This is a genomic window from Secundilactobacillus similis DSM 23365 = JCM 2765, assembly GCF_001311075.1.
Classification (GTDB): Bacteria; Bacillota; Bacilli; order Lactobacillales; family Lactobacillaceae; genus Secundilactobacillus; species Secundilactobacillus similis.
This window is the reverse complement of sequence record NZ_BBAD01000038.1, coordinates 1-22764: the sequence shown is the minus strand read 5'-3', so window position 1 is coordinate 22764 and position 22764 is coordinate 1. Positions and strand designations below refer to the sequence as shown.

16 protein-coding genes, 5 pseudogenes and 1 riboswitch are annotated in these 22764 nt (G+C 47.9%); of the genes and pseudogenes, 12 read left to right on the top strand and 9 right to left on the bottom strand.

Going from position 1 to position 22764, the window contains the following annotated elements; all coding sequences use genetic code 11:
* Nucleotides 1–11: 11 nt before the first annotated feature.
* The 3 genes and pseudogenes from JCM2765_RS09540 to lysA all read right to left on the bottom strand — a co-directional run bounded on the left by JCM2765_RS09540 (nucleotide 12) and on the right by lysA (nucleotide 3240).
* A pseudogene (locus tag JCM2765_RS09540) lies at nucleotides 12–1162 on the bottom strand (N-acetyldiaminopimelate deacetylase).
* 4 nt (nucleotides 1163–1166) lie between these two features.
* A complete protein-coding gene (gene dapD / locus JCM2765_RS09535; RefSeq protein ID WP_054736302.1) occupies nucleotides 1167–1877 on the bottom strand; it encodes a 2,3,4,5-tetrahydropyridine-2,6-dicarboxylate N-acetyltransferase in 711 nt (236 codons plus the stop codon).
* A 50-nt stretch (nucleotides 1878–1927) separates the two neighbouring features.
* Nucleotides 1928–3240, bottom strand: a pseudogene (lysA, locus tag JCM2765_RS09530) (diaminopimelate decarboxylase).
* A gap of 128 nt (nucleotides 3241–3368) precedes the next feature.
* Nucleotides 3369–3548, bottom strand: a riboswitch (Lysine riboswitch).
* A gap of 687 nt (nucleotides 3549–4235) precedes the next feature.
* Here lysA and JCM2765_RS09525 point away from each other — a divergent pair.
* Nucleotides 4236–5591, top strand: a complete 1356-nt coding sequence (locus tag JCM2765_RS09525) for an aspartate kinase (RefSeq protein WP_054736301.1) — start codon at nucleotides 4236–4238, stop codon at nucleotides 5589–5591.
* Between the two features lie 79 nt (nucleotides 5592–5670).
* Entirely contained in the window at nucleotides 5671–6681 is a 1011-nt protein-coding gene (dapF, locus tag JCM2765_RS09520; protein ID WP_054736300.1) for a diaminopimelate epimerase, read from the top strand.
* A gap of 1032 nt (nucleotides 6682–7713) precedes the next feature.
* Here the strand turns inward: dapF and JCM2765_RS09515 are convergent.
* Nucleotides 7714–8024, bottom strand: a pseudogene (locus JCM2765_RS09515) (DUF7671 family protein).
* 5 nt (nucleotides 8025–8029) lie between these two features.
* The gene (gene lplA / locus JCM2765_RS09510; protein ID WP_054736299.1) at nucleotides 8030–9070 is read right to left on the bottom strand and encodes a lipoate--protein ligase; all 1041 of its coding nucleotides are present in this window, start codon (nucleotides 9068–9070) and stop codon (nucleotides 8030–8032) included.
* A 147-nt stretch (nucleotides 9071–9217) separates the two neighbouring features.
* Here lplA and JCM2765_RS09505 point away from each other — a divergent pair, with 147 nt between their 5' ends.
* Nucleotides 9218–9598: a glycine cleavage system H family protein gene (locus JCM2765_RS09505; RefSeq protein ID WP_054736296.1), complete on the top strand. Its 381-nt coding sequence runs from the start codon at nucleotides 9218–9220 to the stop codon at nucleotides 9596–9598.
* Nucleotides 9599–9752: 154 nt separating this feature from the next.
* On the opposite strand, the gene JCM2765_RS17580 is transcribed toward JCM2765_RS09505, so the two are convergent.
* Nucleotides 9753–9899: a hypothetical protein gene (locus JCM2765_RS17580; protein WP_162838529.1), complete on the bottom strand. Its 147-nt coding sequence runs from the start codon at nucleotides 9897–9899 to the stop codon at nucleotides 9753–9755.
* Nucleotides 9900–10646: 747 nt separating this feature from the next.
* Here JCM2765_RS17580 and JCM2765_RS09500 point away from each other — a divergent pair.
* The 5 genes and pseudogenes from JCM2765_RS09500 to JCM2765_RS18770 all read left to right on the top strand — a co-directional run bounded on the left by JCM2765_RS09500 (nucleotide 10647) and on the right by JCM2765_RS18770 (nucleotide 16522).
* Nucleotides 10647–11716 (top strand): annotated as a pseudogene (locus JCM2765_RS09500) (carbamoyl phosphate synthase small subunit).
* Nucleotides 11709–14483, top strand: a pseudogene (carB, locus tag JCM2765_RS09495) (carbamoyl-phosphate synthase large subunit); the annotation flags it as partial. The pseudogenes JCM2765_RS09500 and carB, both read left to right, overlap by 8 nt.
* A gap of 724 nt (nucleotides 14484–15207) precedes the next feature.
* A complete protein-coding gene (locus tag JCM2765_RS09490) occupies nucleotides 15208–15519 on the top strand; it encodes an ArsR/SmtB family transcription factor (protein WP_054736294.1) in 312 nt (103 codons plus the stop codon).
* Nucleotides 15516–16295 (top strand): NADP-dependent oxidoreductase, encoded by a 780-nt coding sequence (locus JCM2765_RS09485; protein ID WP_054736291.1) that lies wholly within the window; start codon nucleotides 15516–15518, stop codon nucleotides 16293–16295. Before JCM2765_RS09490 ends, JCM2765_RS09485 begins: the two co-directional genes overlap by 4 nt.
* Nucleotides 16280–16522, top strand: a complete 243-nt coding sequence (locus tag JCM2765_RS18770; RefSeq protein WP_054736290.1) for a zinc-binding dehydrogenase — start codon at nucleotides 16280–16282, stop codon at nucleotides 16520–16522. The genes JCM2765_RS09485 and JCM2765_RS18770 overlap by 16 nt, the downstream gene beginning before the upstream one ends.
* A 47-nt stretch (nucleotides 16523–16569) precedes the next feature.
* Here the strand turns inward: JCM2765_RS18770 and JCM2765_RS09475 are convergent, their stop codons facing one another.
* On the bottom strand, nucleotides 16570–17532 hold the full coding sequence (locus JCM2765_RS09475) for a hypothetical protein (protein ID WP_156301751.1): 963 nt from the start codon (nucleotides 17530–17532) through the stop codon (nucleotides 16570–16572).
* A gap of 281 nt (nucleotides 17533–17813) precedes the next feature.
* Here JCM2765_RS09475 and JCM2765_RS09470 point away from each other — a divergent pair, with 281 nt between their 5' ends.
* On the top strand, nucleotides 17814–18119 hold the full coding sequence (locus tag JCM2765_RS09470; RefSeq protein WP_054736288.1) for a hypothetical protein: 306 nt from the start codon (nucleotides 17814–17816) through the stop codon (nucleotides 18117–18119).
* Nucleotides 18120–18169: 50 nt separating this feature from the next.
* Nucleotides 18170–18442, top strand: coding sequence for a hypothetical protein (locus tag JCM2765_RS09465; protein WP_156301750.1), 273 nt, complete (start codon nucleotides 18170–18172; stop codon nucleotides 18440–18442).
* A 478-nt stretch (nucleotides 18443–18920) separates the two neighbouring features.
* On the opposite strand, the gene JCM2765_RS09460 is transcribed toward JCM2765_RS09465, so the two are convergent.
* Both JCM2765_RS09460 and JCM2765_RS09455 read right to left on the bottom strand, forming a co-directional pair.
* Nucleotides 18921–19532, bottom strand: a complete 612-nt coding sequence (locus JCM2765_RS09460; RefSeq protein WP_054736283.1) for a histidine phosphatase family protein — start codon at nucleotides 19530–19532, stop codon at nucleotides 18921–18923.
* Nucleotides 19533–19617: 85 nt separating this feature from the next.
* Nucleotides 19618–19989, bottom strand: a complete 372-nt coding sequence (locus JCM2765_RS09455; RefSeq protein ID WP_054736281.1) for a DUF6483 family protein — start codon at nucleotides 19987–19989, stop codon at nucleotides 19618–19620.
* A 433-nt stretch (nucleotides 19990–20422) separates the two neighbouring features.
* On the opposite strand from JCM2765_RS09455, the gene serC reads away from it, so the two are divergent.
* Together serC and JCM2765_RS09445 are read left to right on the top strand one after the other, a co-directional pair.
* Complete coding sequence (gene serC, locus JCM2765_RS09450; protein ID WP_054736279.1) at nucleotides 20423–21499, top strand: 3-phosphoserine/phosphohydroxythreonine transaminase; 1077 nt, start codon at nucleotides 20423–20425, stop codon at nucleotides 21497–21499.
* Between the two features lie 21 nt (nucleotides 21500–21520).
* Nucleotides 21521–22708: a phosphoglycerate dehydrogenase gene (locus tag JCM2765_RS09445; protein ID WP_054736277.1), complete on the top strand. Its 1188-nt coding sequence runs from the start codon at nucleotides 21521–21523 to the stop codon at nucleotides 22706–22708.
* The last annotated feature ends 56 nt before the right edge of the window (nucleotides 22709–22764 follow it).

The following is a 22764-nucleotide window of genomic DNA, read 5'->3' as shown; positions in this document are numbered from 1 at the left end:
GATTTTTTTAATTAGCGCGCCATGCGATCCGTCATAAAGCCGGTAATGGCGTTGATACCTGCCATGATTGCGGCTTCGTTAGGGTTCAACGTGGCTGAATGGAGTTGCGAGTCGTCTTCGACCCCCAACCAAAACATAGTCCCGGGAATCTTGGAGAGTAGGTACCCGAAGTCTTCGCCGGTCATTGCTGGCTTCGTTTCGATGTAGTTAACGTCTGAGGCGTTTTCCATGTAATCAATAAAGGGTTGGGTCAGTTCAGGATCATTTTCCACTGGCAGGTAACCACCCTGGTTTAAGGTCACCGTGACATCCGCGTTGAAACTCTTGGCGATGCCATCACCGACTTCTTGCAGGCGTTGGTCGATTTTTTCGATCATCACCTGAGTCAGGCCCCGAATCGTGCCTTCAATGTGGGCGTGGCCGGCAATCACGTTCCGAATCGTTCCGGCTTCAAGCTTGCCTAAGGTGATGACGCCACCTTCGATTGGATCGATGCTCCGAGAAATAATCGTTTGGACTTGGCTGATCAGATGCGCTGCAGCCACCACCATGTCGTTGGCGTCTTGCGGGTAAGCAGCGTGACCGCCCTTGCCTTCAAGGTCAATGTTAACTTCGGTCGTCCCGGCAAACAGCGTGCCCAGTCGACAACCAATCGCACCGGCAGGTAAATCGGGATTGTCGTGTAGGCCGTAAAATTCATCCGGCCGCCATTCCCCTTCAAACACGCCCAGTTCATAGGCGAGCTTACCACCATTTTGACTTTCCTCAGCTGGTTGGAAGAAGAAAATCAGGTTATCGGTTGGTTGGTGTTCTGAGAAGTAACTCAAAACGCCCAAGGCAACCGTCATGTGAATATCGTGACCACAAGCATGCATCACGCCAGGTTTTTAGAAGCAAACGGTAAGCCGGTCTTTTCGCTCACCGGTAAAGCATCGATATCCGTCCGGTAACCCAGCGTTCGCTGTGGTGCGCTACCAGCAACCCGTACTAACAGGGCTGTCGGCAGATCCGGCACGTGTTTAATGGTTAAATACTGCTGGTTGAAACCAGTAATCACCTTTTCCAAGTAGGCTGCTGTCCGAAATTCGTTGAGCGCCAACTCTGGCATGGCGTGTAAATCACGCCGAATCTGAATGAGGTTTTTCTCTGTTAGTACGGCCATGTCATCACAACTTTCTTAAATCGTCTTCCAAACCGGTCTTCGACTCAGTTTGGTCATCAACATTCTTAACGAACCGGGCAGGTACTCCGGCCACCATCGTGTGTGGCGCAACGTCTTTAGTCACAATGGCGCCGGCCGCAACAACGGCCCCTTCGCCAACGTGAACGCCTTCGATCACAACGGCGTTGGCACCAATCAACACGTTATCGTCAACCCGAACTGGTTGAGCTGAAGCGGGTTCAACCACCCCAGCTAACACGGTCCCGGCACCGATGTGGGCGTGTTTACCAACGATGGCCCGACCACCTAAGATAGCACCCATGTCGATCATGGTATCAGCGCCGATTTCAGCACCAATGTTGATCACGGCCCCCATCATGATGACGGCGTTGTCGCCAATCAACACTTGGTCGCGAATCAAGGCACCGGGTTCGATCCGGGCGTTGATGCCCTTCATATCTAATAATGGAACAGCGGAGTTACGGGTTTGGTTTTCAACTTCGGTTTCGGTGATTTCAGCCTTATGGGCTGCCAAGAACGGACTGACATCCGCCCAGTCACCAAACAGCACGCCAGTCTTTGTTTCAATGAAGGCTTTGATACTTTCAGGGACGTCCAGGTTCGCAAGGTCGCCCTTGATGTAAACCTTCACCGGCGTCTTCTTTGGGGCGTTGCCAATAAAATCAATAATTGCTTGTGCGTCTAATTCAGCCATTTAGTTCTCCTCGTCTCTCTCGTTTAAATATAATAGGTAGTTTTTTATTGTTATTTTGCTTGGTAAGGTCGATCTAACCGCGTCAGGTCGGCGTATGATTCGCGTTCAACAACTAACGCTGATTCACCGTTTTCCACGAAGACCACTGCGGGCCGGGGATTGCGGTTGTAGTTAGAAGCCATTGAGTAACCGTAAGCGCCGGTGTCCAAGATGGCCACCACGTCGCCGGGCTTCGTTGCTGGTAACTTGGCGTTGTCGATCAGGATGTCGCCGGATTCACAGTATTTCCCAGCCAAATGCACCGTTTCGGTTGGCTTGGCGGCTGGGTCGTTAGCGAGCACGGCTTCATATTCGGCTTGATACAAGGCTGGCCGAATATTGTCACCCATCCCGCCGTCAACGGTGAGGTAACTTTGCAGGCCAGGAACGTCTTTGCGGGACCCCACCGTGTACAGGCTGTAACCAGCAGGACCGGCAATTGAGCGACCTGGTTCGATCCAAACGGCCGGCATGTCTAAGCCGCGGTCACTGGCACTTTGCTTGATGGTCTTCACGATGGCGTCCACGAATGCTTCAGGGGCCAGTGGGTGATCATCCTTCGTATATTGAATCCCGAAGCCGCCACCAACGTTGATGACTTCTGGTTGGTAACCGAATTGGGCGTGCCAGTCGGCCGCAATCTCTACTAATTTATCGGCGGCCATTTGAAACCCGTTCAGTTCAAAAATTTGGGAACCGATGTGGGCGTGAATCCCAAGCATGTTCATCCGAGGGTTCGCTAGCACTTGTTGAAGAGCTTGGCAGCTTGGCCAGAGTTTAAATCGAAGCCAAACTTACTATCTTCTTGCCCGGTTGAAATGTACTCGTGAGTGTGGGCTGAAACTCCGGGGGTGATGCGCATCATTACAGCGGCGCTGGTATCGTGAGCTTCCAGAACATCGTTTAAGAGCTCGATTTCATGGAAGTTATCCAACACGATCACGCCAACGTGGTTGCTGACGGCCATCTCTAATTCTGCTTGGAACTTGTTGTTACCGTGGAAACTCACGTGAGCCATTGGGAAACCGGCTTGAATGGCGGTGTATAACTCGCCACCGGAAACCACGTCGATGTGGGCGTCTTCTTGGTCGATCACTTGGTACATCGCAATCGTTGCAAAGGCCTTGCTGGCATAGCTGACGGCGTAATCAACGCCGTTATCTTCAAAAACGGATTTGAATCGCCGAATCTGATTACGAATCTTCGAGACATCGTATACGGCCAGTGGCGTTTGGTACTGGGCAGCAAGTTTCGTTGCATCTACACCGCCAATGGTTAAATGCCCTGCTTCGTTAATCTGTTGGTTCGTCAATTGTTCACTCATGTTGTGACCTCCGCTAATTGTTGTTTTTCACGCTAAATGCTGCCTAAGACGTCAAAAAGGGATCCTTTTGTTTGCACTAAACAAAAGGATCCCCAAATATTATGATCACATCATTATTCGGTAGTATCATTTTCGATAGCGCCCCGCGGGGATATGCCCCGCGACAGTCCGTGATTTCTTAAACCACGTCCCAGCTAACTTACCGCTGTAACAGCAAGCGCTTCGGCGACCGCCCCTTTTGACCAGCTTCAACGTTCTTACAGAAACTCAGCTGATGGACTCATGTGGGTCGCAACCTCTTCGATTTACTTAAGAGTTTATAATGGTTTTCTTAGATAGTCAAGGGTAATTTTAATTTAGAGCGCAAACCGAGGCGGTTAGAAGGTGGTGGGTAAGGCAGGATAAGCGAAACTGGCTGAACTTTGGCCAGTTTTGCTTATCCTGCTTTACCCGTAACCTTCTGCCTCGGTTTGCGCGTTTTGGCGTGGTGGCCAGAACGAACCAAGTTCAACAAGCTTCACCACGTAATTGACCTGCAAAAATTAAAAGCCCCAGTGGCGCCGAAATTACATAACAGTAGCGCTCGTCGCCAGTAACTGTCTCGTGAGAAAAAACGTCAATCGATTTTTGACAGTTTTACTTGTGACGCCCTTATCTGCAACCTCCTGCCTCGGTTTGCACGTTTACTAACACAGTCTCATTCCAACTACCATGCCGAAACGTACGAAAGAAAAGTAACAAGTTGCATGTAAGCCGGGCCAAGCAACACTGCCAAACCCAGCAGCTTCACTTCATCCAACTTACCCACCACCTGCCAACCGCTTTTTTCACACACTCTCAAAAAAACATTATTACTACTTACCCCCACCAAAACCCGCCCTACAATCCTCAAATAAAAGTTGCGAAACGTTTGGAAAATGTTAGAATTCAATTTAATTATTAACCGTTCGTGATAGTTTCGACTGGCACGTTAACGGACAAGGAGTGACTCGATAGTGAAAGTCGTTAAGTTCGGGGGCAGCTCATTAGCTGATGGCCCTCAGTTTCAAAAGGTAATTGATATTATGACCGCGGATGCAGATCGTCAAGTGATGATCACTTCAGCTCCCGGTAAACGGTTCGATGATGATATTAAGGTCACCGATCTTTTAATTAAATATGCAGAAGTAACGATTAAAAATTCAGATACGGCTGACGTTTTCGATCAAATTTTTGCCCGTTACGAAGCCATTGGTGACTTCTTCAACTTAACCGAAGACGACCTCGCCCCCATTTGGATGACGTTAAACGAACTGCCCACTCAGGATTATCCTGATGATAACTACCTGATGGCTGCTTTCAAGGCCCACGGCGAACGCTTGAACGCCCGTTTAATGGCAATTGTTTTAAACAAACTTGGCATTAACGCCCGCTTTGTGGATCCAAAAGAAATCGGCCTCGTGGTCAGTGATGAACCCAACAACGCCAGCGTCCTTCCCGAAACCTACGATAACTTCGCTAAGTTTACCTATGGTGATGAAAAACTTATCTTCCCAGGTTTCTTTGGCTTCACTGAAGCCGGTCAAATTGCGACCTTTTCTCGTGGTGGCTCTGACATTACCGGCGCCATCGTCGTTCGTGGGTTGAAAGCCGACCTCTACGAAAACTTCACCGACGTTGACGCCATTTACGCCGCCAATCCTAAAATCGTTGACCACCCACTGGCCATCCCAAAGATGACGTACCGGGAGATGCGGGAACTTTCCTACGCTGGTTTCTCAGTCTTTCACGATGAAGCCATCATTCCCGCCATTGAAGGTCAGATTCCAATCAACGTTAAAAACACCAACCGGCCTGAACTTCCCGGGACGTTAATCGTTCCCGAAACACAGGTCCACCCCACCCAAACCATCACCGGGGTTGCCAGTTCCAACCGGTTCGCAGCACTTTACCTGCACCGCTACCTGTTGAACAAGGAAGTTGGCTTCACGCTGAAACTGCTCCAAGTGCTCTACGCATACGGCGTTTCCTACGAACACATGCCTTCTGGGATCGATGATTTAACGATTATTTTTGACAAATCACAACTCAATGACGACACCATTCACGCTATGTGCAGTGATATCGAAGACGCCCTTCACCCCGATACCCTCGAATGGATCGACGATTACGCCATCATCATGGTGGTCGGCGAAGGCATGCGCAACAAGGTCGGTGCCATTGAACACATCGTGGCCCCACTGGTTCAACGTGAGATTGGCGTTCACATGATCAACCAAGGCGCTTCCCGAATTTCAATCATGTTGGGGACTCGCCAGGCGGATGCGGACGAAGCCGTCAAAGGCATTTATAACGAATTTTTCAACAAATAATAAGCTAAACACACGACAATGACAGGTTAACCTGCTAGAATAAGCAACATTATTAATTACCCGATAAGGAGCGCTCACAATGGTGCAATTACGCAAGGTTCATGGTTCCGAAAACCACTTTTTCTTACTCGACCAAACCACGTTGGCTCAAAAGCTAACCGACCCCGAACTGGTCGCTTTGGCCCAACAACTTACTAACCCAGCGACCGGGATCTTAGACGGCGCCGATGGTATCTTAGTTGTCGATGATTCCGAACACGACAACGTTTTAGGCCAAATGCGGGTCATCAACGCTGATGGTAGCGAAGCCTCAATGTGTGGTAACGGTCTGCGGACGGTTTCCCGGTATTTGTCAGAGAAATACCACACGAACCAGTTCAAGGTTCAGACCTTAACTGCTGACCTTCAAGTTAGCCGCCAAAGCGACTTGGCCGCACAAGTCCCTGCCTTTAGCGTTGAGATTTCCCCCGTCCGCTTCAATCCTGAAGCCTTTCCGTTCCAAAACCTTGGTGATGGCGCTTTAATCGACACACCGGTGCCCGCCTTCGTTAGTGGCTTAAACTTCACCGCAATTGCCGTTCCGAACCCGCACTTGATCAGTTTTGTGACCGAAGATGGCATTAATAACGATGATTTAGGCAACTTGGGCACTAAGTTAAACCAGCCAAACGAGTACTTCCCGGATGGTGTTAACGTTAGCTTCGCCCAAATTCTAGGCAAGAACCAACTCTTCGTCCGCACCTTCGAACGGGGCGTTGGTTTCACAAATGCTTGTGGTACTGGCATGTCAGCAACAAGTTTAGCTTTCGCCATGACGCACGCCAACCTCGCCGACTTTGACCAATTAATTACCGTTTACAACCCAGGTGGGATGGTCAAGACTCGTGTTCACCAAACCGAAGATCGTTACTGGATCGACTTGATCGGTAACGCTACTGAAACACACTTCATCGACGTTGACGAAGCCGAACTCCACGCCGCTAACGTCACTGATGCAACGACCGACGTCACCGAAACCACTGAAGAAGCAGCTTACTTGAAGTTTGTGGACTCATTGCCAAAGGTTTCTAGCATCGCGGTTAAGAAGTAATTTTGAATAGATATGCAAAACACGTTACCGAATGCATTGTTCGGTAACGTGCTTTTTTGCTGTTATGTGCTGTCGCTTGTGTCCAGCGTAAGTGTGTTGCTATTCAGTTTGTGAAGTACGATGATTTGCGTAAACTGTCGATTCCGGTAAGCGACTAGGTTCCTGCTGTGGGGCCGGCCTGAGCCGAAGAGCGGTCTCAGACCTCGAATCTAAGCCTCGCCAAAATTCGTGCGAGTCTTAGATTCGTCCCCGATAATTGGCGGTTGTTGGAAAAGCGTCAACAACCGCCAATTATCGCGACACAGCATACACCTATCCGCTTACCTGCATCTCACATTGCACAGGTAGGCACTATTGTAGACCATCTCAGGTGCTTAATTAGTCAACTTGCGGCGGTATCACAATAACACTAACGTTGATTCAACAAACGCCTGAATTGACCAGTAGTCGCCGTTCCATATTCGCACTGGCCACTTCTGAATGTCAACGCAACGACGTTAAGTCCACGCAAACGTGATGCGCAACTGGCAGTTTTAGTATTACGCACTCGTTGATTCGTTGTGACTACTGAACATTGACCACGATTGTTTTCACAGTTGCTGAGTTACAAACCAACGTTGCCGTCACGCAGTTTCGTGAACTTCAGAATGTAACAATCAGCATTTCTGGTGGCCATCAACGCACTATGTAGCGGGAGGCGGAGGCGCGCGGGGCTCAGCAGTGTCGGTATGACTTAGGCAGTCGTGCCCCGTGGGGTTCGGGGTGCGAGTGCCTTAGTCATACGCGGGTCCGGAGAGATCCGGCATGGCGGTCCTCAGCCATTCCTAGCTCGTAGGCCCGCGACCCAGCAAAGCTTGGAAGCCTATCTGGCCATTGCGTTCCAGTCCCCGCATAGCGCCGGAGCCTCCCGCGGCATCTTCCCACTATATAAAACCAGAATCATTTCACAAACTAAACATGCTTACGCTGGACACAAGTGACAACAAAAAGCGTCAGCGATTACAATAATCACTAACGCTTTCATCAACTAACCTATGCCAACTTACTCTGTGCCAGTTTCAGCACTGCATCCGCCACAGTTTCACTCGTAAACCGCTGCATCGGCGTGATGCCATGACGATCCTTGTATGCCACGGATGGGTCGCAACTACGGCGACGCTCAAGCCGTTTTCGGTCAGGAAAACCTGCCCCAATTGCTTGAACTTGCCCTTGGTATGCCGGCCTGTTCGCCACGAATGTAACTGAAAGTCGGTTTGATCCTTAATGACGTACTGGCCACTCTGGTCCTGTTCAACCGGAACGCCCACGTACTCACTAACGGGATACTTTGCTTTTGCCACAATGTCACCTACTGTTTATCAATTAAAATTTCGGCTACTAAGTCGCTTAACTCATCGTCGCTCAACAACTTACGTAACCACCGTTTATTGAGCTTAGCCGTTAAATCAGCGCTTGTCAACGGGGCATCCGTTAGTTGGGTTTCAAGTTTATGCGCCAATTTTGCATCCAACAAATCACCATAAACGGCAACCTTCGTAATCGTTTGGTCCGTGACCATCAAGTTAAGGGTCAAGTTACCAGCCGCAAACTGCTTGAAACGGTAGCGGTTGAAGCCCGGATTTTCGCCGTAATTCCAGTCTGCTGTGCGGTATTTTTCGGCTAAACGGGCATCAATGACTTTCCAGTCGTTATCCGTTAGGTGATAGGTTTCGATATCGCTGAGTTGGTCAACGTGGAACAACTTCAGCAACAATTGCTCCTTGAAGCCTTCGCTGTCGAGTTGTTGATATTTAGGTGCCAAATGCGACTTGATATTTTCGATATCACTGCGGTTTGATTTGACCCACTTGCCGTTGATGCGATCTTCAACCGGATGCAGGGCTTCGCTTGCGGCCGCAATGTCCATATCAAACATCAACGTCCCACCAGCAGCGTAAGCGTCACCCGCTTTCACCATTGTCATCCCTGTGAACTTATGGTTATTGACAACGAGGTCACTGCGACCCCGCAGTTCAGCATCCGTCGCACCTAATTCATGCAACGCGTCCAAGACAGGCATCGCAAAACTACTGTAATCGCCCCACTTAGAACCGTCATCAGGATCGCCAACAACGATGTTTTCAAAAATCAGATTGCCCATATCATGATAAACTGCCCCACCACCAGATGAGCGGCGAACTAGTTCAATATCGTTCTCTCGAAGGTATGGGACATTTACCTCGGCAAATACATTTTGGTTAACACCAACGATCACTGATGGCGCGTTAATATACATGATTAGCCCGTGTCCGGGAAGTTTTAAGTCATTGATCAAGTAATTATCCAACGATTGGTTCACAATCGGATCGTAAACTGGTTGGCCATTTCGGCTAGTATCGATTAAAAACATGCGCGGATTCCTCCTGTATTTTCAGGTATCTAGCTCTATTCTAAAGTTTTTCGCGTGATTATGCCATGATTAATGTCAACCGCTTTCTTAATTTGTGAAATCTCGGTATACTGATGGTAATAGAACATTTAGAGGGAGACGATCATTATGGCAACACAACCATCATTCTGGACAAAATTGGTCCAAAGCATTAAACGACTTTTCGGTGGCCAACCGGAATTTAAACCAACTGAAAAAGATGGCGTTTGGTACCAACAGGTTAAACCTGGCGTTATTCGGATGGGAATCACTGCGGACGCCTACCAAGACTTAGGCGATATTTCATTTATGGACTTCTCCTCACCAGATAACAAACTCGAAACTGGCGATGACCTGCTTGAGTTAGAGGGCGCCAAAGCCGTTGAAACTTTAAAGTCACCCATCAGTGGCACGATCATTGCGCGTAATAATGACCTGTTACAACAAACTGATCAACTGGGTAATCGGGCAATGAAGGATAACTGGTTGGTGGAAGTGCAAAGCGCCTAACCCTAAAACTAGTGTTAGTCAAATCAAAACGAGTTCGCCATTTTTCAAAATCGGCGGACTTTTTTGTCACAACGCAACTAAAATCACACAAAAATCCGGTGACTACCTATCAGGTAACCACCGGATTTTTAGTTATATCTTGAAACGACTCACGTTACTTTTCGTTTTCAAGCTTTTCAGCATCTTCGTCAATAGTTGCGAAGCCAGACTTGGTGCTCTTTGGCTTTGGGTGCTTTGCGCGCTCTTCTTCCGCTTTTTCGATCAATGCCTTACGTTGTTCCTTACTTAACTTGTTAGCCATTTAAATCGCGCTCCCTTACTATTTCAAAACTGTTAGGGCTTCCTAACAGTTCTTATGGTAGCACTTTTTTCGAGATTTGTTAAAAATATATGGCTGGCTTAACGAAATGTTCATTAACTTTGTAGAATAAACAACAATAATGTCGTTTTCCAACTCAAATGCAGCTTCAGATAACTGTCACTTAACGCCCATTTTATAGTCATTGTCGCAAATATTTAGTTGTTCTCATCAAGTATCAAATTCGAAAAAAATTGACGTCGGTATCGTTGCCCTTTTTGCTTATCTACCGACTGTTTAGGTTGGAATCAACTTTCTTTTTAAATTAAAGCCGAATTAAATTGCAATTCACCGCTAGTATTATTCGCAGTTTTGTTATAAAATCAATTCAAATCTGGAATTCAATTCGCGCTAAATTAGCAATATTCACAAAAAAATTATTGCATATGCAGTTTTTTGCATAAATTAAAACGCGGTTGAAATAACTGATTTTTCCATTGTTTGTAAAAAATGCTATTGTATCAAGGTTTGAGAACGTTGTCACTCGTTGTTCACAGTTAAAGTTATGTTGGAATTAGTTAATCAATTAAGTTTATAACAATGCATATATTTAGTTAAAAACTTATAAATAACTGATTTTTACAGTTTTAATGCATAAACACGCTTGACATATTCTCATAATTCTCTTATCTTATACAAAAAGCAATTAACACCGTCCCGTGAGGCGGAAATTGAGGAGGTTATTCAAACATGAAAAAATATTTAACACTTGAGAACGGTGATCAGTTCATTGGAACTGCCTGTGGTGATTTAAGCAAAGAAATTAAAGGTGAACTTGTCTTCACAACCAGCATGGTCGGGTACCAAGAAACCCTCACTGACCCCTCATACACCAACCAGATTATTACATTTACCTATCCCCTTATCGGCAACTACGGCATTTCGCTTCACGCAAATCAATCGCCGACCGTTGCTGCGTCGGCCGTTGTTATGCAAGAACTTGCATCAACGGTTTTTCATTACCAAAGTGTCATGACTTTGGATGAATTCTTGAAAAAGGCCGGCGTTCCTGGGATTGCAGGTATCGATACGCGTCAATTGACGAAGATCATTCGGAAGCATGGGACGATGAAAGCCAGCTTAACCAATCAACCTTTGGCCGCTAGCAGCTTTAACACCACTCAATCCGTTGAATCGGTTGTCAAATCCGCAACCTTCTCAACCCCTCAGGCCGAAAAGCCTGACCACGTGGTCCTGATGGACTTTGGCGTTAAAACCAACATCGTGGAATCACTTAAGAACTTTGGCGCCAACGTGACCGTTGTAACGCCGGATGCTAGTTTTGAATCCATTTCAGCCCTGCACCCAGATGGATCTTACTCTCTAACGGGCCAGGCAACCCTGAGGATTTTGCGGACGCCTTACCCGTCATCCGTCAACTTCAAGACACCTACCCACTGTTCGGTATCTGCCTTGGTCATCAACTATTAGCCTTGGCTAACGGCGCCCGGACCTACAAAATGGTCTTTGGTCACCGTGGCATCAACCATCCCGTTAAGAACCTGTTAACTGGCGAAGTGGTCATCACTTCTCAAAACCATGGTTATGCCGTTGACGTTGATTCAGTTGAAGATACCCCACTCGAAGTGACCGCGCTTGAAATCAATGATAAGACCTGCGAAGGCCTGCGCTATCCGGGACGACCCGTCTTTTCAGTGCAGTACCATCCAGAAGCCGCACCTGGCCCACACGAAGCCACTCGGCTATTCAGTCAATTTATCGATTTAATGCACGCGAACGGGGGAGTAGAAAATGCCTAAAAGAACAGATATTAACAAAATCGTCATCATTGGTTCCGGTCCAATCGTGATCGGCCAAGCCGCTGAATTTGACTACGCTGGTAGCCAAGCGTGCTTAAGCTTGAAGGAGGAAGGCTACGAAACCATCCTCATCAACTCTAACCCCGCCACGATCATGACCGACGACGAAATCGCCGATAAGGTCTACCTCGAACCACTGACGGTTGAGAGTGTCACTGAAATTTTGAAAAAAGAACAACCAGACGCCATCTTACCAACTTTGGGTGGCCAAACTGGTTTAAACTTGGCCGTTAAACTGGCTAAAACCGGTGTCTTAAAGGAACTCAACATCGAACTCCTTGGCACCAACTTACACACCATTAACCAAGCCGAAGACCGGGAAGAATTCAAAGCGTTGATGCATGAACTGGATCAACCGATTCCACCTTCGTTGACGGTTTACGACTTACAAGCCGGCTTAGACTTTGCTCATGAAATTGGCTACCCCGTTATCATTCGGCCAGCCTACACCTTGGGCGGTACTGGTGGCGGCTTCGCCAACAACGATGCCGAAATGACTACGGTGCTTAGCCGTGGTTTGACCATGTCACCTGAAACGGAATGCTTGATTGAAAAGAGCATCGCCGGCTACAAGGAAATTGAATTTGAAGTCATGCGTGACCACAATGGGAGTTCCATCATTGTGACTGGGATGGAAAACTTTGATCCCGTGGGTGTGCATACCGGTGATTCCATCGTGTTTGCCCCAACCCAAACGCTGACTGATAAAGAATATCAACGGCTCCGGGACGCTTCCTTGACCATCGTGAACGCCTTGAAGATCGAAGGCGGCTGCAACGTGCAACTGGCCCAAGATCCTTATAGCGAAGCTTACTACGTCATTGAAGTTAACCCGCGGGTCAGCCGGTCATCTGCTTTGGCTTCCAAAGCAACTGGTTACCCAATCGCCAAAATCGCGGCTAAAATCGCAGTGGGCTTGAACCTTGATGAAATCATCAACCCAATCACCCAAACGACTTACGCGATGTTTGAACCCGCTTTGGACTATGTGGTTGCTAAGATCCCCCGCTTTGCATTTGACAAATTCTACAATGCTGATCGGACTTAGGGACCCAAATGAAGGCCACCGGTGAAGTCATGGCGATTGGGAGCAACATTGAAGAATCACTGCTCAAAGCTGTTCAATCACTTGAATTGGATACTAAGATGCAAAACACCCTGTTGCCAGAAGATGCTGAAGGCAAGTCCTTAGACGAACTACTGGCAAAGATTCCGGTCGATACTGACATTCGGTTGTTCGAATTATTTGCCGCCATCGCTAAAGGTGCGACCCTCGAACAACTTCACGATGCCACCAAGATCGATGAATTCTTCCTCATCAAGTTGTTCAACATCATGGACATGCAAAAGCAACTGGTGACTGGCATGTTGACCGCTGACCTTGTGCTTCAAGCGCAAAAGCTCGGCTTCGATGACGCCATGATCAAGGCGGTTAACCCCGTCAACGACCACGAACTCAAGCAACTCCATGAAATGCTGATCAACAACTCGTCTACAAGATGGTTGATACCTGCGCCGCTGAATTTGAAAGCTTCACCCCCTACTTCTACAGCACAGTGGGGACTGAAAACGAAAGCAAGCCACTCGGTAACAGCATCGTTGTTATCGGTGCTGGTCCAATCCGGATCGGCCAAGGGGTTGAATTTGACTACACCACTGTTCACTCAGTTAAAGCCATTCAATCTGCTGGTTACAACGCCATCATCATCAACAACAATCCTGAAACCGTGTCTACCGACTTCTCAATTTCAGATAAGCTTTACTTCGAACCACTGACGATCGACAGTGTGATGAACATCATCAACCTGGAACAACCAATCGGTGTCATTGTGCAATTCGGTGGTCAAACGGCTATCAACTTGACCCAAGAACTGACCGACCGTGGTGTTCACATCTTAGGAACGTCAATGGACGGCATCGAACAAACCGAAAACCGGCACGACTTCGAAGAACTGTTGATTGCTAAAGGCATCGCTCATCCAAAGGGCGATACCGCAATGAACATGGAAGAAGCGCACCACATCGCAACTGCTTTAGGCTACCCAGTTCTCGTTCGGCCAAGTTTCGTGCTTGGTGGTAAAGGGATGGCCATCGTTCATAACCAAGACGAATTAAACGACTATCTGATTCCAGCCTTGAAGAACAGTGGTGGCCAACCAATCTTGGTTGATAAATACATCCATGGGACTGAATGTGAAGTTGATATCCTGAGTGACGGCGATCAAGTCTTCATTCCAGGCATCATGGAACATTTGGAAGGCGCTGGGTCCATTCAGGTGATTCAATCGCCATGTACCCACCACAGCATTTAACCGATGCTCAAAAAGCTGAAATCGTAAAAATTGCCACTCAAATCGGTGAATCCGTTCACTGTGTCGGCATGATGAACATTCAATTCATCGTGGCAGACCAAGTTTACGTCATCGAAGTGAACCCACGGGCTTCCCGGACGGTGCCATTTATGAGTAAAATCACTCATAAGCACTTAGCACAACTGGCGACCCAAATGATCATCGGCAAATCACTTGCTGAAATTGGTCTTGAACCCGGCTTATTCCCAGAACCAGACAGCGTTTACGTGAAAGCACCAGTCTTCTCATTTGCGAAGTTACCTGGCGCCCCAACTGCACTGAGTCCTGAAATGAAGTCAACTGGTGAAGACCTCGGTCATGGCAAGACCCTTGGAGAAGCGCTCCACCGGGCCTTCTTCGATAGCTACCACTTTGATAGCCACGTCACCGGCCCAATCATGGTGACGCCAACGGATGCTAAGAATACCGAGTTAATGGATGCTTTGGCTTCTGCTGGTTACCCGCACACCGTTTACGAACTTGATCAAGCTTGGCCAGACGACCTCGCCTTCGTCCTTGCAACTGAAGACGAATCTGACTTGGCTAAACAATTAACGACTCGGGCTTTGAGTCATGAAGTGACCTTGTTTACTGCGCAGGATACGGCGGCCGCTTTGGCAACTGTGCCTAGTGTGGAACGGGCTTAAATTGATATTAGTTAGTTAACTAGGAATAGAAAACAGACCATCTGATTGACCCTTTTGGGGTTGGCTGGATGGTCTGTTTGTTTGTGGTTTGAGGTTTGAAAGAGGCTTTTTGAGGAGGCGTTGCTACCTTTGTGTTTAAATGTGCGCTACAGGGTTTGCTCATTATTGTTCTCGAACCTAAACGTGTTCCATATTCTCTCTGCTCGTTGCTGTCACCTAGCCTAAACGTGTTCCACAAAGCAGAGACTTGCACCTAAGCCACTCCGACCAGAAACCCCAAAAACCGGGGTTTCTGGTCGGAGTGGCTTAGGCTCCAGTCTCTAACCGCTTTGTTCCACACTCTCTTACATACATCTCGACTTTCTTTCCCAATATAGCTTTCTTCTACCAAATCAGCTATACTCGGTTCAAGTTGATGAACGGAGTTGATATTTTGAACCAATTACTTGAAGCATTTAACCATAGTCGATCTGCCCTGACCGCGATTGGTGATCCCAGTCGTCAGGCAATCATTGCCGCTATGACCGCTGCTGGCTGCCATAACGGTCAACGGGTTGGCGATTTAACGAAAGCCGTTAACCTTTCTCGACCAACCGTGTCGCATCACATCAAACTACTGCGTGAAGCCGGCATGGTCCGCCTTGAAAAGGTTGGCACGAAACATTACTACTACCTCACTATGGCAGACAAACTCGATGATATGACCCAACTACTCGCCACCCTCAAGGAGGCCCTAAAGCATTGAAAGCTTACACCATTTCAAAATACGGTAAACAGCCGTTAACCCTAAGTGAACTACCAATTCCCGTCCCAACCGATACTCAGGTACTCGTCAAAATCAACGCGGCCAGCGTCAATCCAATTGACCTGAAACGCAAACACGGCGACCTTCGCACAATTATGGCGACTGAGTTTCCGTTAACGCTTGGCCACGATTTTGCGGGTGAAGTCATCCAAACCGGTTCAGACGTTCACCGTTTTAAGGTTGGCGACCGGGTATTTGGCAAACTTCCCGATGACCACATTGGTAGTTTTGCTGAATACGTGACTGTTGAAGCCGTTAATATTGCGCGAATTCCAGCTGAACTTAGTGACGTTCAAGCGGCTGCGATCCCATTAGTTGGCCTGACCGCCTATCAAGCACTCCATAATTACCTCAACGTTCAACCCGGACAACGCGTCTACATTCCGGCTGGTTCTGGCGGACTAGGCAGTTTAGCGATTCCGATTGCTGCCGTACTCGGTGCTGAAGTGACGACGACTGCCAGTCCCAAAAGCGTTGATCGTTTAAAGGCGCTTGGGGCAACAACCGTCGTTGATTATCACCAGCCTAATTTCTTAACACAGCTGGGTACCTTTGACGCTGCCTTCGACCTTCGCGGTGGTCAAGAACTTACGGCAACCTTTGACCACGTTAAACCGGGTGGTCGCATTGTTACGGTTAACGGCTTTCCTAACCGCGCCTTTCTAAAAGATCAAGCGATTACTACCAACTCAAAGCGCCAATGCGGTTCCTGCTGAAACTACTCTCAGGCCGTCTTGATAAAAAAGCCAAACAACGCAACATTGATTACCGTTTCATGTTGGTTAAATCCAGCGGCGCACAACTTGCTGAATTGACCGATCTCCTGACAACCAACCACGTTTTGCCAACCATTGACCAAACCTTTACTTTTGATCAAACACAAGCCGCACTCGATTACGTTGCGAGCGGTCACGCTACTGGTAAAGTGGTGATCACACAATAAAAGCGTTAGCCAACTCCCAGATTGGGCGTTAGCTAACGCTTTTTTAGTTACTTTTTAACTGTTACACCGGTCGTATTGGCCTGATCAAACGCCATGACCGACTGATCATTACTCGTTCGTGTCAGCAATGCCCCCGCATCCTTAGCGTCATCGTCATCATCCGTTTGCTTCTTCTCCAAGTAGCCAACGTACTGATCCACGATCGATAACGGCTTCTTCGTCAGGTGTTTGTAAACCACCGGCGAACCTTCCGTTGTTACAAAATAATCCGACATCGGTTTGATGGTTGCAAGTTGCCCCGATTTCAAATACTGCTTTGCCCAAGCTGAACTATCCGCCAACTGCGCAAAATAGCTATCGTAATCGTGGTGCCGATAAACCATCTGTTCCCCCACCACTTGGCCATGTTTCTTCGTTACCGTGATTTTTAGGGGTTGTGGCGTCGGTTTCTGGTACTGGGCTGATTCAATTTTGAGTCGGCGATCTTTTAACGCGCTCATCACAAACTTGGTGGCCTTTTTTTCCGTAGTTGTGAGGGGTTTCATTGTAACGGACTCGCTCGACGAAGAGTCGTCCCCCACCGCCGGATCCGGAACCCGCGTCGTCGTTGGATGTAGCGTCTGGGCAAGTTCATCATAAGTTGATGTATTTGCCGCATAGGCTGCATCCCGTTTCAAGGTGTAGGAACGCTTATCTAAGCGTTTCGCAAGCGCGATAATCTGACTATCACTTTTGTGGTAGAAGTTTGGCAACGTATAATTGCTCGTCCGATAAACGGTTCCCTTACCGTTTTGGGTCACGATAATGTAGGCAACTTTACTATCACTCGTCACGTTTGATCCGGTCGTTTCATACCAGATTCGTGGCGTCTTGGATTGTGCGTCTTGCGCAAAATTAACCGTTTTTTGGTTGTTCATTTCTTTGGTAGCTGAAGTCCCACACCCCGCAAGCGTCAGCCCCAACAGGCCTGCCATGAGTGCGAATTGCCAGCGTTTCAGATGATGCATCAAAAAACATCCCCTCGTGTTATGTTAAGGGTTATTATACCTTGTAAGCATCACAAATACCCACTCATTCCGATTACATTTTTGTAACACTGTTGTCGACTCGTCAATAGAACTAATTGAACCCTCAGTGCGAGAATTTATCACGTCAAATAACGACTAAATTCAGATATAGTATGACATTTCGAGCTAAGTGTTCTATATTGACAACGATTTCATAACCTGCGAAAATTAGGGTGGAGCGTGAACTGAATCACAGCTCATTCAACCCCATGGGAGGGATAGACATGATTAAAGATAATGACCCAAAAACCGTTGCCCGTCAGGTTCAATTAACGCTTTGGCTCCTCATTCATGCACCACAGCACCTTGCTATGGATGAGTTGATTGCCACTCTAGCGACTGATTCTGAGACCCTGCGTCATGATATTAACTGGATATCAAGTTATCTGTCACAATTCGACCTCGTTGTAGAACCCGCTGAAGACCAAACAGTTGCGGTTTACGGTCGGGAGAACAACCTATTTAGAGCAACCATCGAATTACTCAGCACGCAAACCAAACCGGGGAAATTCACAACAACTTCCCAGTAAAAGATACGCGTATCGAACAACAACTTACGGAACAACTCGATAATTTAAGTTTGATCGACTCAATCAATGAAAGCGGCATGCAGGCACTCTACCTATACCTGTGGACGTTAGCCATGCGCTACCAATATGGCATTGTCAAGCGCCCAGCATTAGCCACCCTGTTCACACCGGAACAGCTTGCTTTAATTGCCGCTGAAACCAAAACCCACCATTGGTCACAAAAAACCGTTGAACGGATTGAAAGTGATTTACCAAAGGATCACGATTTACCCGTTGTTGAGGATTATTTGTTGACGTTGCGGGTTTGGTTGTATACGCATTAGGGCAGAGTGTGGAACAAGGCGGTTAGAGAGCGGAGCGTAAGTTACTTTCGCCAGAAGCTCCGGTTTTTGGAGCTTGTGGTGGAAGTAGCTTACGTGCAGCTCTCTGCCTTGTGGAACACGTTTCGGCTTGAGGACATTAACGCGCGATACAGTAACTATTAACACCATAAAAAACAAACCACGACGTTCTTGCCGTGGTTTGTTTTTTATTCTATTCAATAATTCTCACTAAGCTTACTCAACACTTCTGGCGACGCTCATTCCGGCAACTTCATTTTCGGCGCCATTAAAGCTTTAGCGTCCACAAATCGGTTACCTAGTGAAGCCGACCAACGACCCCACTCTCAGGCCACCGCGCCGAAACGAGTTCCACGAAGCAGAAGGTTGCATATAAGGAGAAGCCAGTAAACCTACCAAAAACCGGTAGCTTCACTGGCTTCTCCTTATACGCCACCTTCTAAGCGCTTCGTTCCACTCTCTACTTCACCCGATTATAATACCAAACATAATACCGCCCATCGATCAAACTGATCTTCGTTAGACTAGTATTTTCCGGCTCCGGCAACGCCATCACTGATTCTGGCTTCAAGGCTGCTAACACCGCTGCCTTGACCGTAAAACCGTGCGTCACCACGATGAATTTGCCATCCGGATCTTGCTTGGCATAATCCTGCATCACAGCATCCGCGCGTTCTTCCACGTGTTTGAAACTTTCACCATTTTCTGTCAAATCAACGTACGTTGGCAACACATCGTGCAGCACGGGATCAAATACTTCACCGTGGTCGGCTTCCAGATCCGCATTCTTTTGACCATCCCAATCGCCATACGAGATCTCTAGCAAGCGAATATCTTCCGTCACTGGTAATTGCGCCGTCTGGTTTAACACCTCAGCAGTGCGCTTCGTTCGCGTTAAGGGACTTACGATCACCCGGTCAGCAAAGCTGATATCAAAGTTATCGTGCAAGTGCTGCGCTTGTTGTTCACCAACCTCGTTCAAATACGTGAGTTCGGTGTTGATCGTTCCCTGTTTCAATCCCAGTGCGTTTGCCTTGGTCTGGCCATGGCGAATAAAGTAAAAGTCAGTCATGTGCGTCTCCTCGTCTTCTCATTTTTAATCATTATCGCACAGGTTGCGATATTTCGGGTCAAAAATTTAAAATTGAACTCAACCGCTACGACTCACGTAGTTCAGCCAACTGCTTTAACCCGGCAACAATGGCCGCCTTCGAATACCCACCGGCTTCAAGTTGCGCTTCAGGAATCCCATTCACCGTATCATAAAACCAAACACCTAACTTCATAAAATCCGCATCGGCCATCGCGTACTGAACCGATAACAACCGATCCGCCGCCTTGGCGTACTGGTGCTGATCAATCAACAGCTGGATTTCCTTTTGGTACGGCAAGGCCTTGGTATCTGGTTGCGGAAACACCACTTCAAACTGCGGGTCGTTGCCTTTGCCACCTGAAAGCACGTACCCAATGCCGTAAGCAATCTGCTTGATTTGTTTTAAGATCCAGTCATCGTCTTCGCCACGCTGCATGGTTAACGCCTCCTCGTGTGAGTTGTCTAGTTGCGTTTAGTTTAGCATGTTTTCACCTTGGTGGCCGAATTTACGGGACGTCGCCTAAAAACTTTGGTGGTCTTTAACGTTACTTATCGTTTTTCCTACCTTATCGCCGCACCATTCTGAAACCCTTTTTCCTAACACGCTTGACTTTCCCGTTTGCTTCTGTTAAATTTTAATTAAAGAAATTAAGGAGGCTATTTACGATGACAACATTTAACTTAAACATGACAACATCCTCCTCCTGGTCTACAGCAGAATCCGTGTAGACCCCTTTTGTAACGCCTTAGAAAGGTCTCACATGGATGAAACATTTTCTCTGTGAGACCGCTAAACGCTTGTAAACTAGCGCCCTCACAGGACTGACTGTGGGGGCTTTTATTTTGAACTTAATTGGAGGAATCAGGTTATGCCCGTTTATAATTTCGCCGCTGGTCCGGCAACGTTACCCAATGAAGTAATCACTCAGATCCAACAAGAACTCCCTTCCATCAACGGAAGTGGTATGAGTATTTTGGAAATCTCTCATCGAACTCCCATGTTTGACGATATCATTAACACGGCCAAGCAAGACCTCCGTGATTTGCTTGCCATTCCTGATAATTACGAAATCATGTTCTTTCAGGGCGGCGGTACCGGTCAGTTTGCGGCGGTCCCACTTAACTTGGCAACTGAGCACCACCGGATTGCCTTGCTAGATAGTGGTCACTGGGCTGCCCGCGCCAGCGATGAAGCTGCCAACCTTGGTTTAACCGTTGATACACTGGCTTCCACGAAGGACACCCACTACGATCGGTTACCACAACTGACAGCCTCACTACCAACCGACACCTACGATTACCTGCACATCACCACCAACAACACCATCGAAGGAACGGCCTACCGTGACCTGCCACAAACTAACGGTACTAAGCTGATTGGTGACATGTCTTCCAACATCATGGCCCAACGCTATAACGTTGCCGACTTCGACCTCATTTTCGCTGGCGTTCAAAAGAACCTTGGCCCAGCTGGGGTGACGTTGGTCATCGTCAAAAAGGACCTCATTAAACCAGTTGAACACATTCCAAACATCCTCAACTACAGCCTGTTTGCCAAAAAGAATTCGATGCCAAACACCCCACCAGTTTTCGCCATCTACGCTACTGGCTTAACCCTTAAGTGGCTTAAGAAACAGGGCGGTGTTGACGAAATGCAACAACGTAACGAAAAGAAAGCCAGCCTACTCTATGACTTCTTAGATAACTCAAAACTCTTCAGAAGCACAGTTATCGCGCCTGACCGGTCACTCACCAACGTGCCATTCGTGACTGGCGATCCTGAACTAGACAAAGCCGTTATCGCCGACTTAACTGACAACGGTCTGCTTAACTTAAAGGGACACCGAAGCGTTGGTGGTCTTCGCGCCAGTCTTTACAACGCCATGCCATTTGAAGGCGTTCAGGCCCTCGTTAACGAACTCTACAAATTCGAAAAAAATCACTAAATTCATCAGGAGGAATTTCCCATGCCCCAAATTAAACCCTACAACGTCAAAACTTACAACGCTATCGTTCAAGCCGGTTTAGACCGCTTTGCTGACCAGTACACCATCAACCAAACCGATGATGCCGATGCCTACCTCATTCGGTCAGTCGATTTACACGATCACGACTTTCCAAAACACCTTAAGGTCATTGCCAGAGCCGGTGCTGGTTTCAACAACATTCCCCTCGATAAAGCCACGGCTAACGGGACTGCCGTTTTCACCACACCAGGCAGTAACGCGAACGCCGTCAAGGAACTGATGATTGCCATGTTCATCGCCGCTTCTCGCAACCTGTTTGCGGCCGCCGACTACGCTGCTCAAAACAGCGGTGCTGATATTTCAAAGCGGACTGAACGCGATAAGACCAAGTTTAACGGTCAAGAACTTCTCGGCAAAACCCTCGCCGTTATCGGTGTCGGCCACGTCGGCTCACTCGTCGCTAACGCCGCCAGCAATCTCGGCATGAAGGTCATCGGTTACGACCCTTACCTCTCAGCAGACGCTGCATGGCGGATCTCAACCTCGATCGAACGGGCGGCAACGCTAGAAGAAGCGTTGAAAAATGCCGATTACGTTACCGTTCACGTCCCTAAGAACGAGGAAACGACCGGCATGATTGGCGCCGAACAGTTTGCGGCCATGAAGCCGGGTGTGACGGTCTTCAACTTCGCTCGCGGCGGGATTGTCAACAATACCGAAATGATCAAAGCGCTGGATAATCACCAAGCAGTTGGCTACTACACTGACTTTGGGAGTGATGAAATCCTTAACCGCGATGATGTCGTCGTTACCCCACACATTGGTGGTTCAACTGGTGAGGCCGAAACCAACGGCGCCGTCCAAGGTGCTGAAACGATCATGACCTTCTTGGAAACCGGGAACGTCCTCAACAGTGTGAACTTACCTAACCTCCAAGTACCATTCGTATCACCTTACCGTATCACCATCATGCACAAAAACATCCCAAACATGGTTGGTCAAATTGCAACCGTGTTAGCCAATGCCAATATCAACATCGAAAGCATGAGCAACGCCGCCAAGGGTGACGTTGCCTACACCATCATCGATGTCAACCACCTCCAACACGAACAAGACACCGACCTCCGCGAACGCCTCAGCAAGATTGACGCGGTGTACCGCGCTCGGTTGCTTAAAAATAATCTGTAATGCCAAAACGCTTACCTGCTCTGATCAACAGAACGGGTAAGCCGTTTTTATTATCG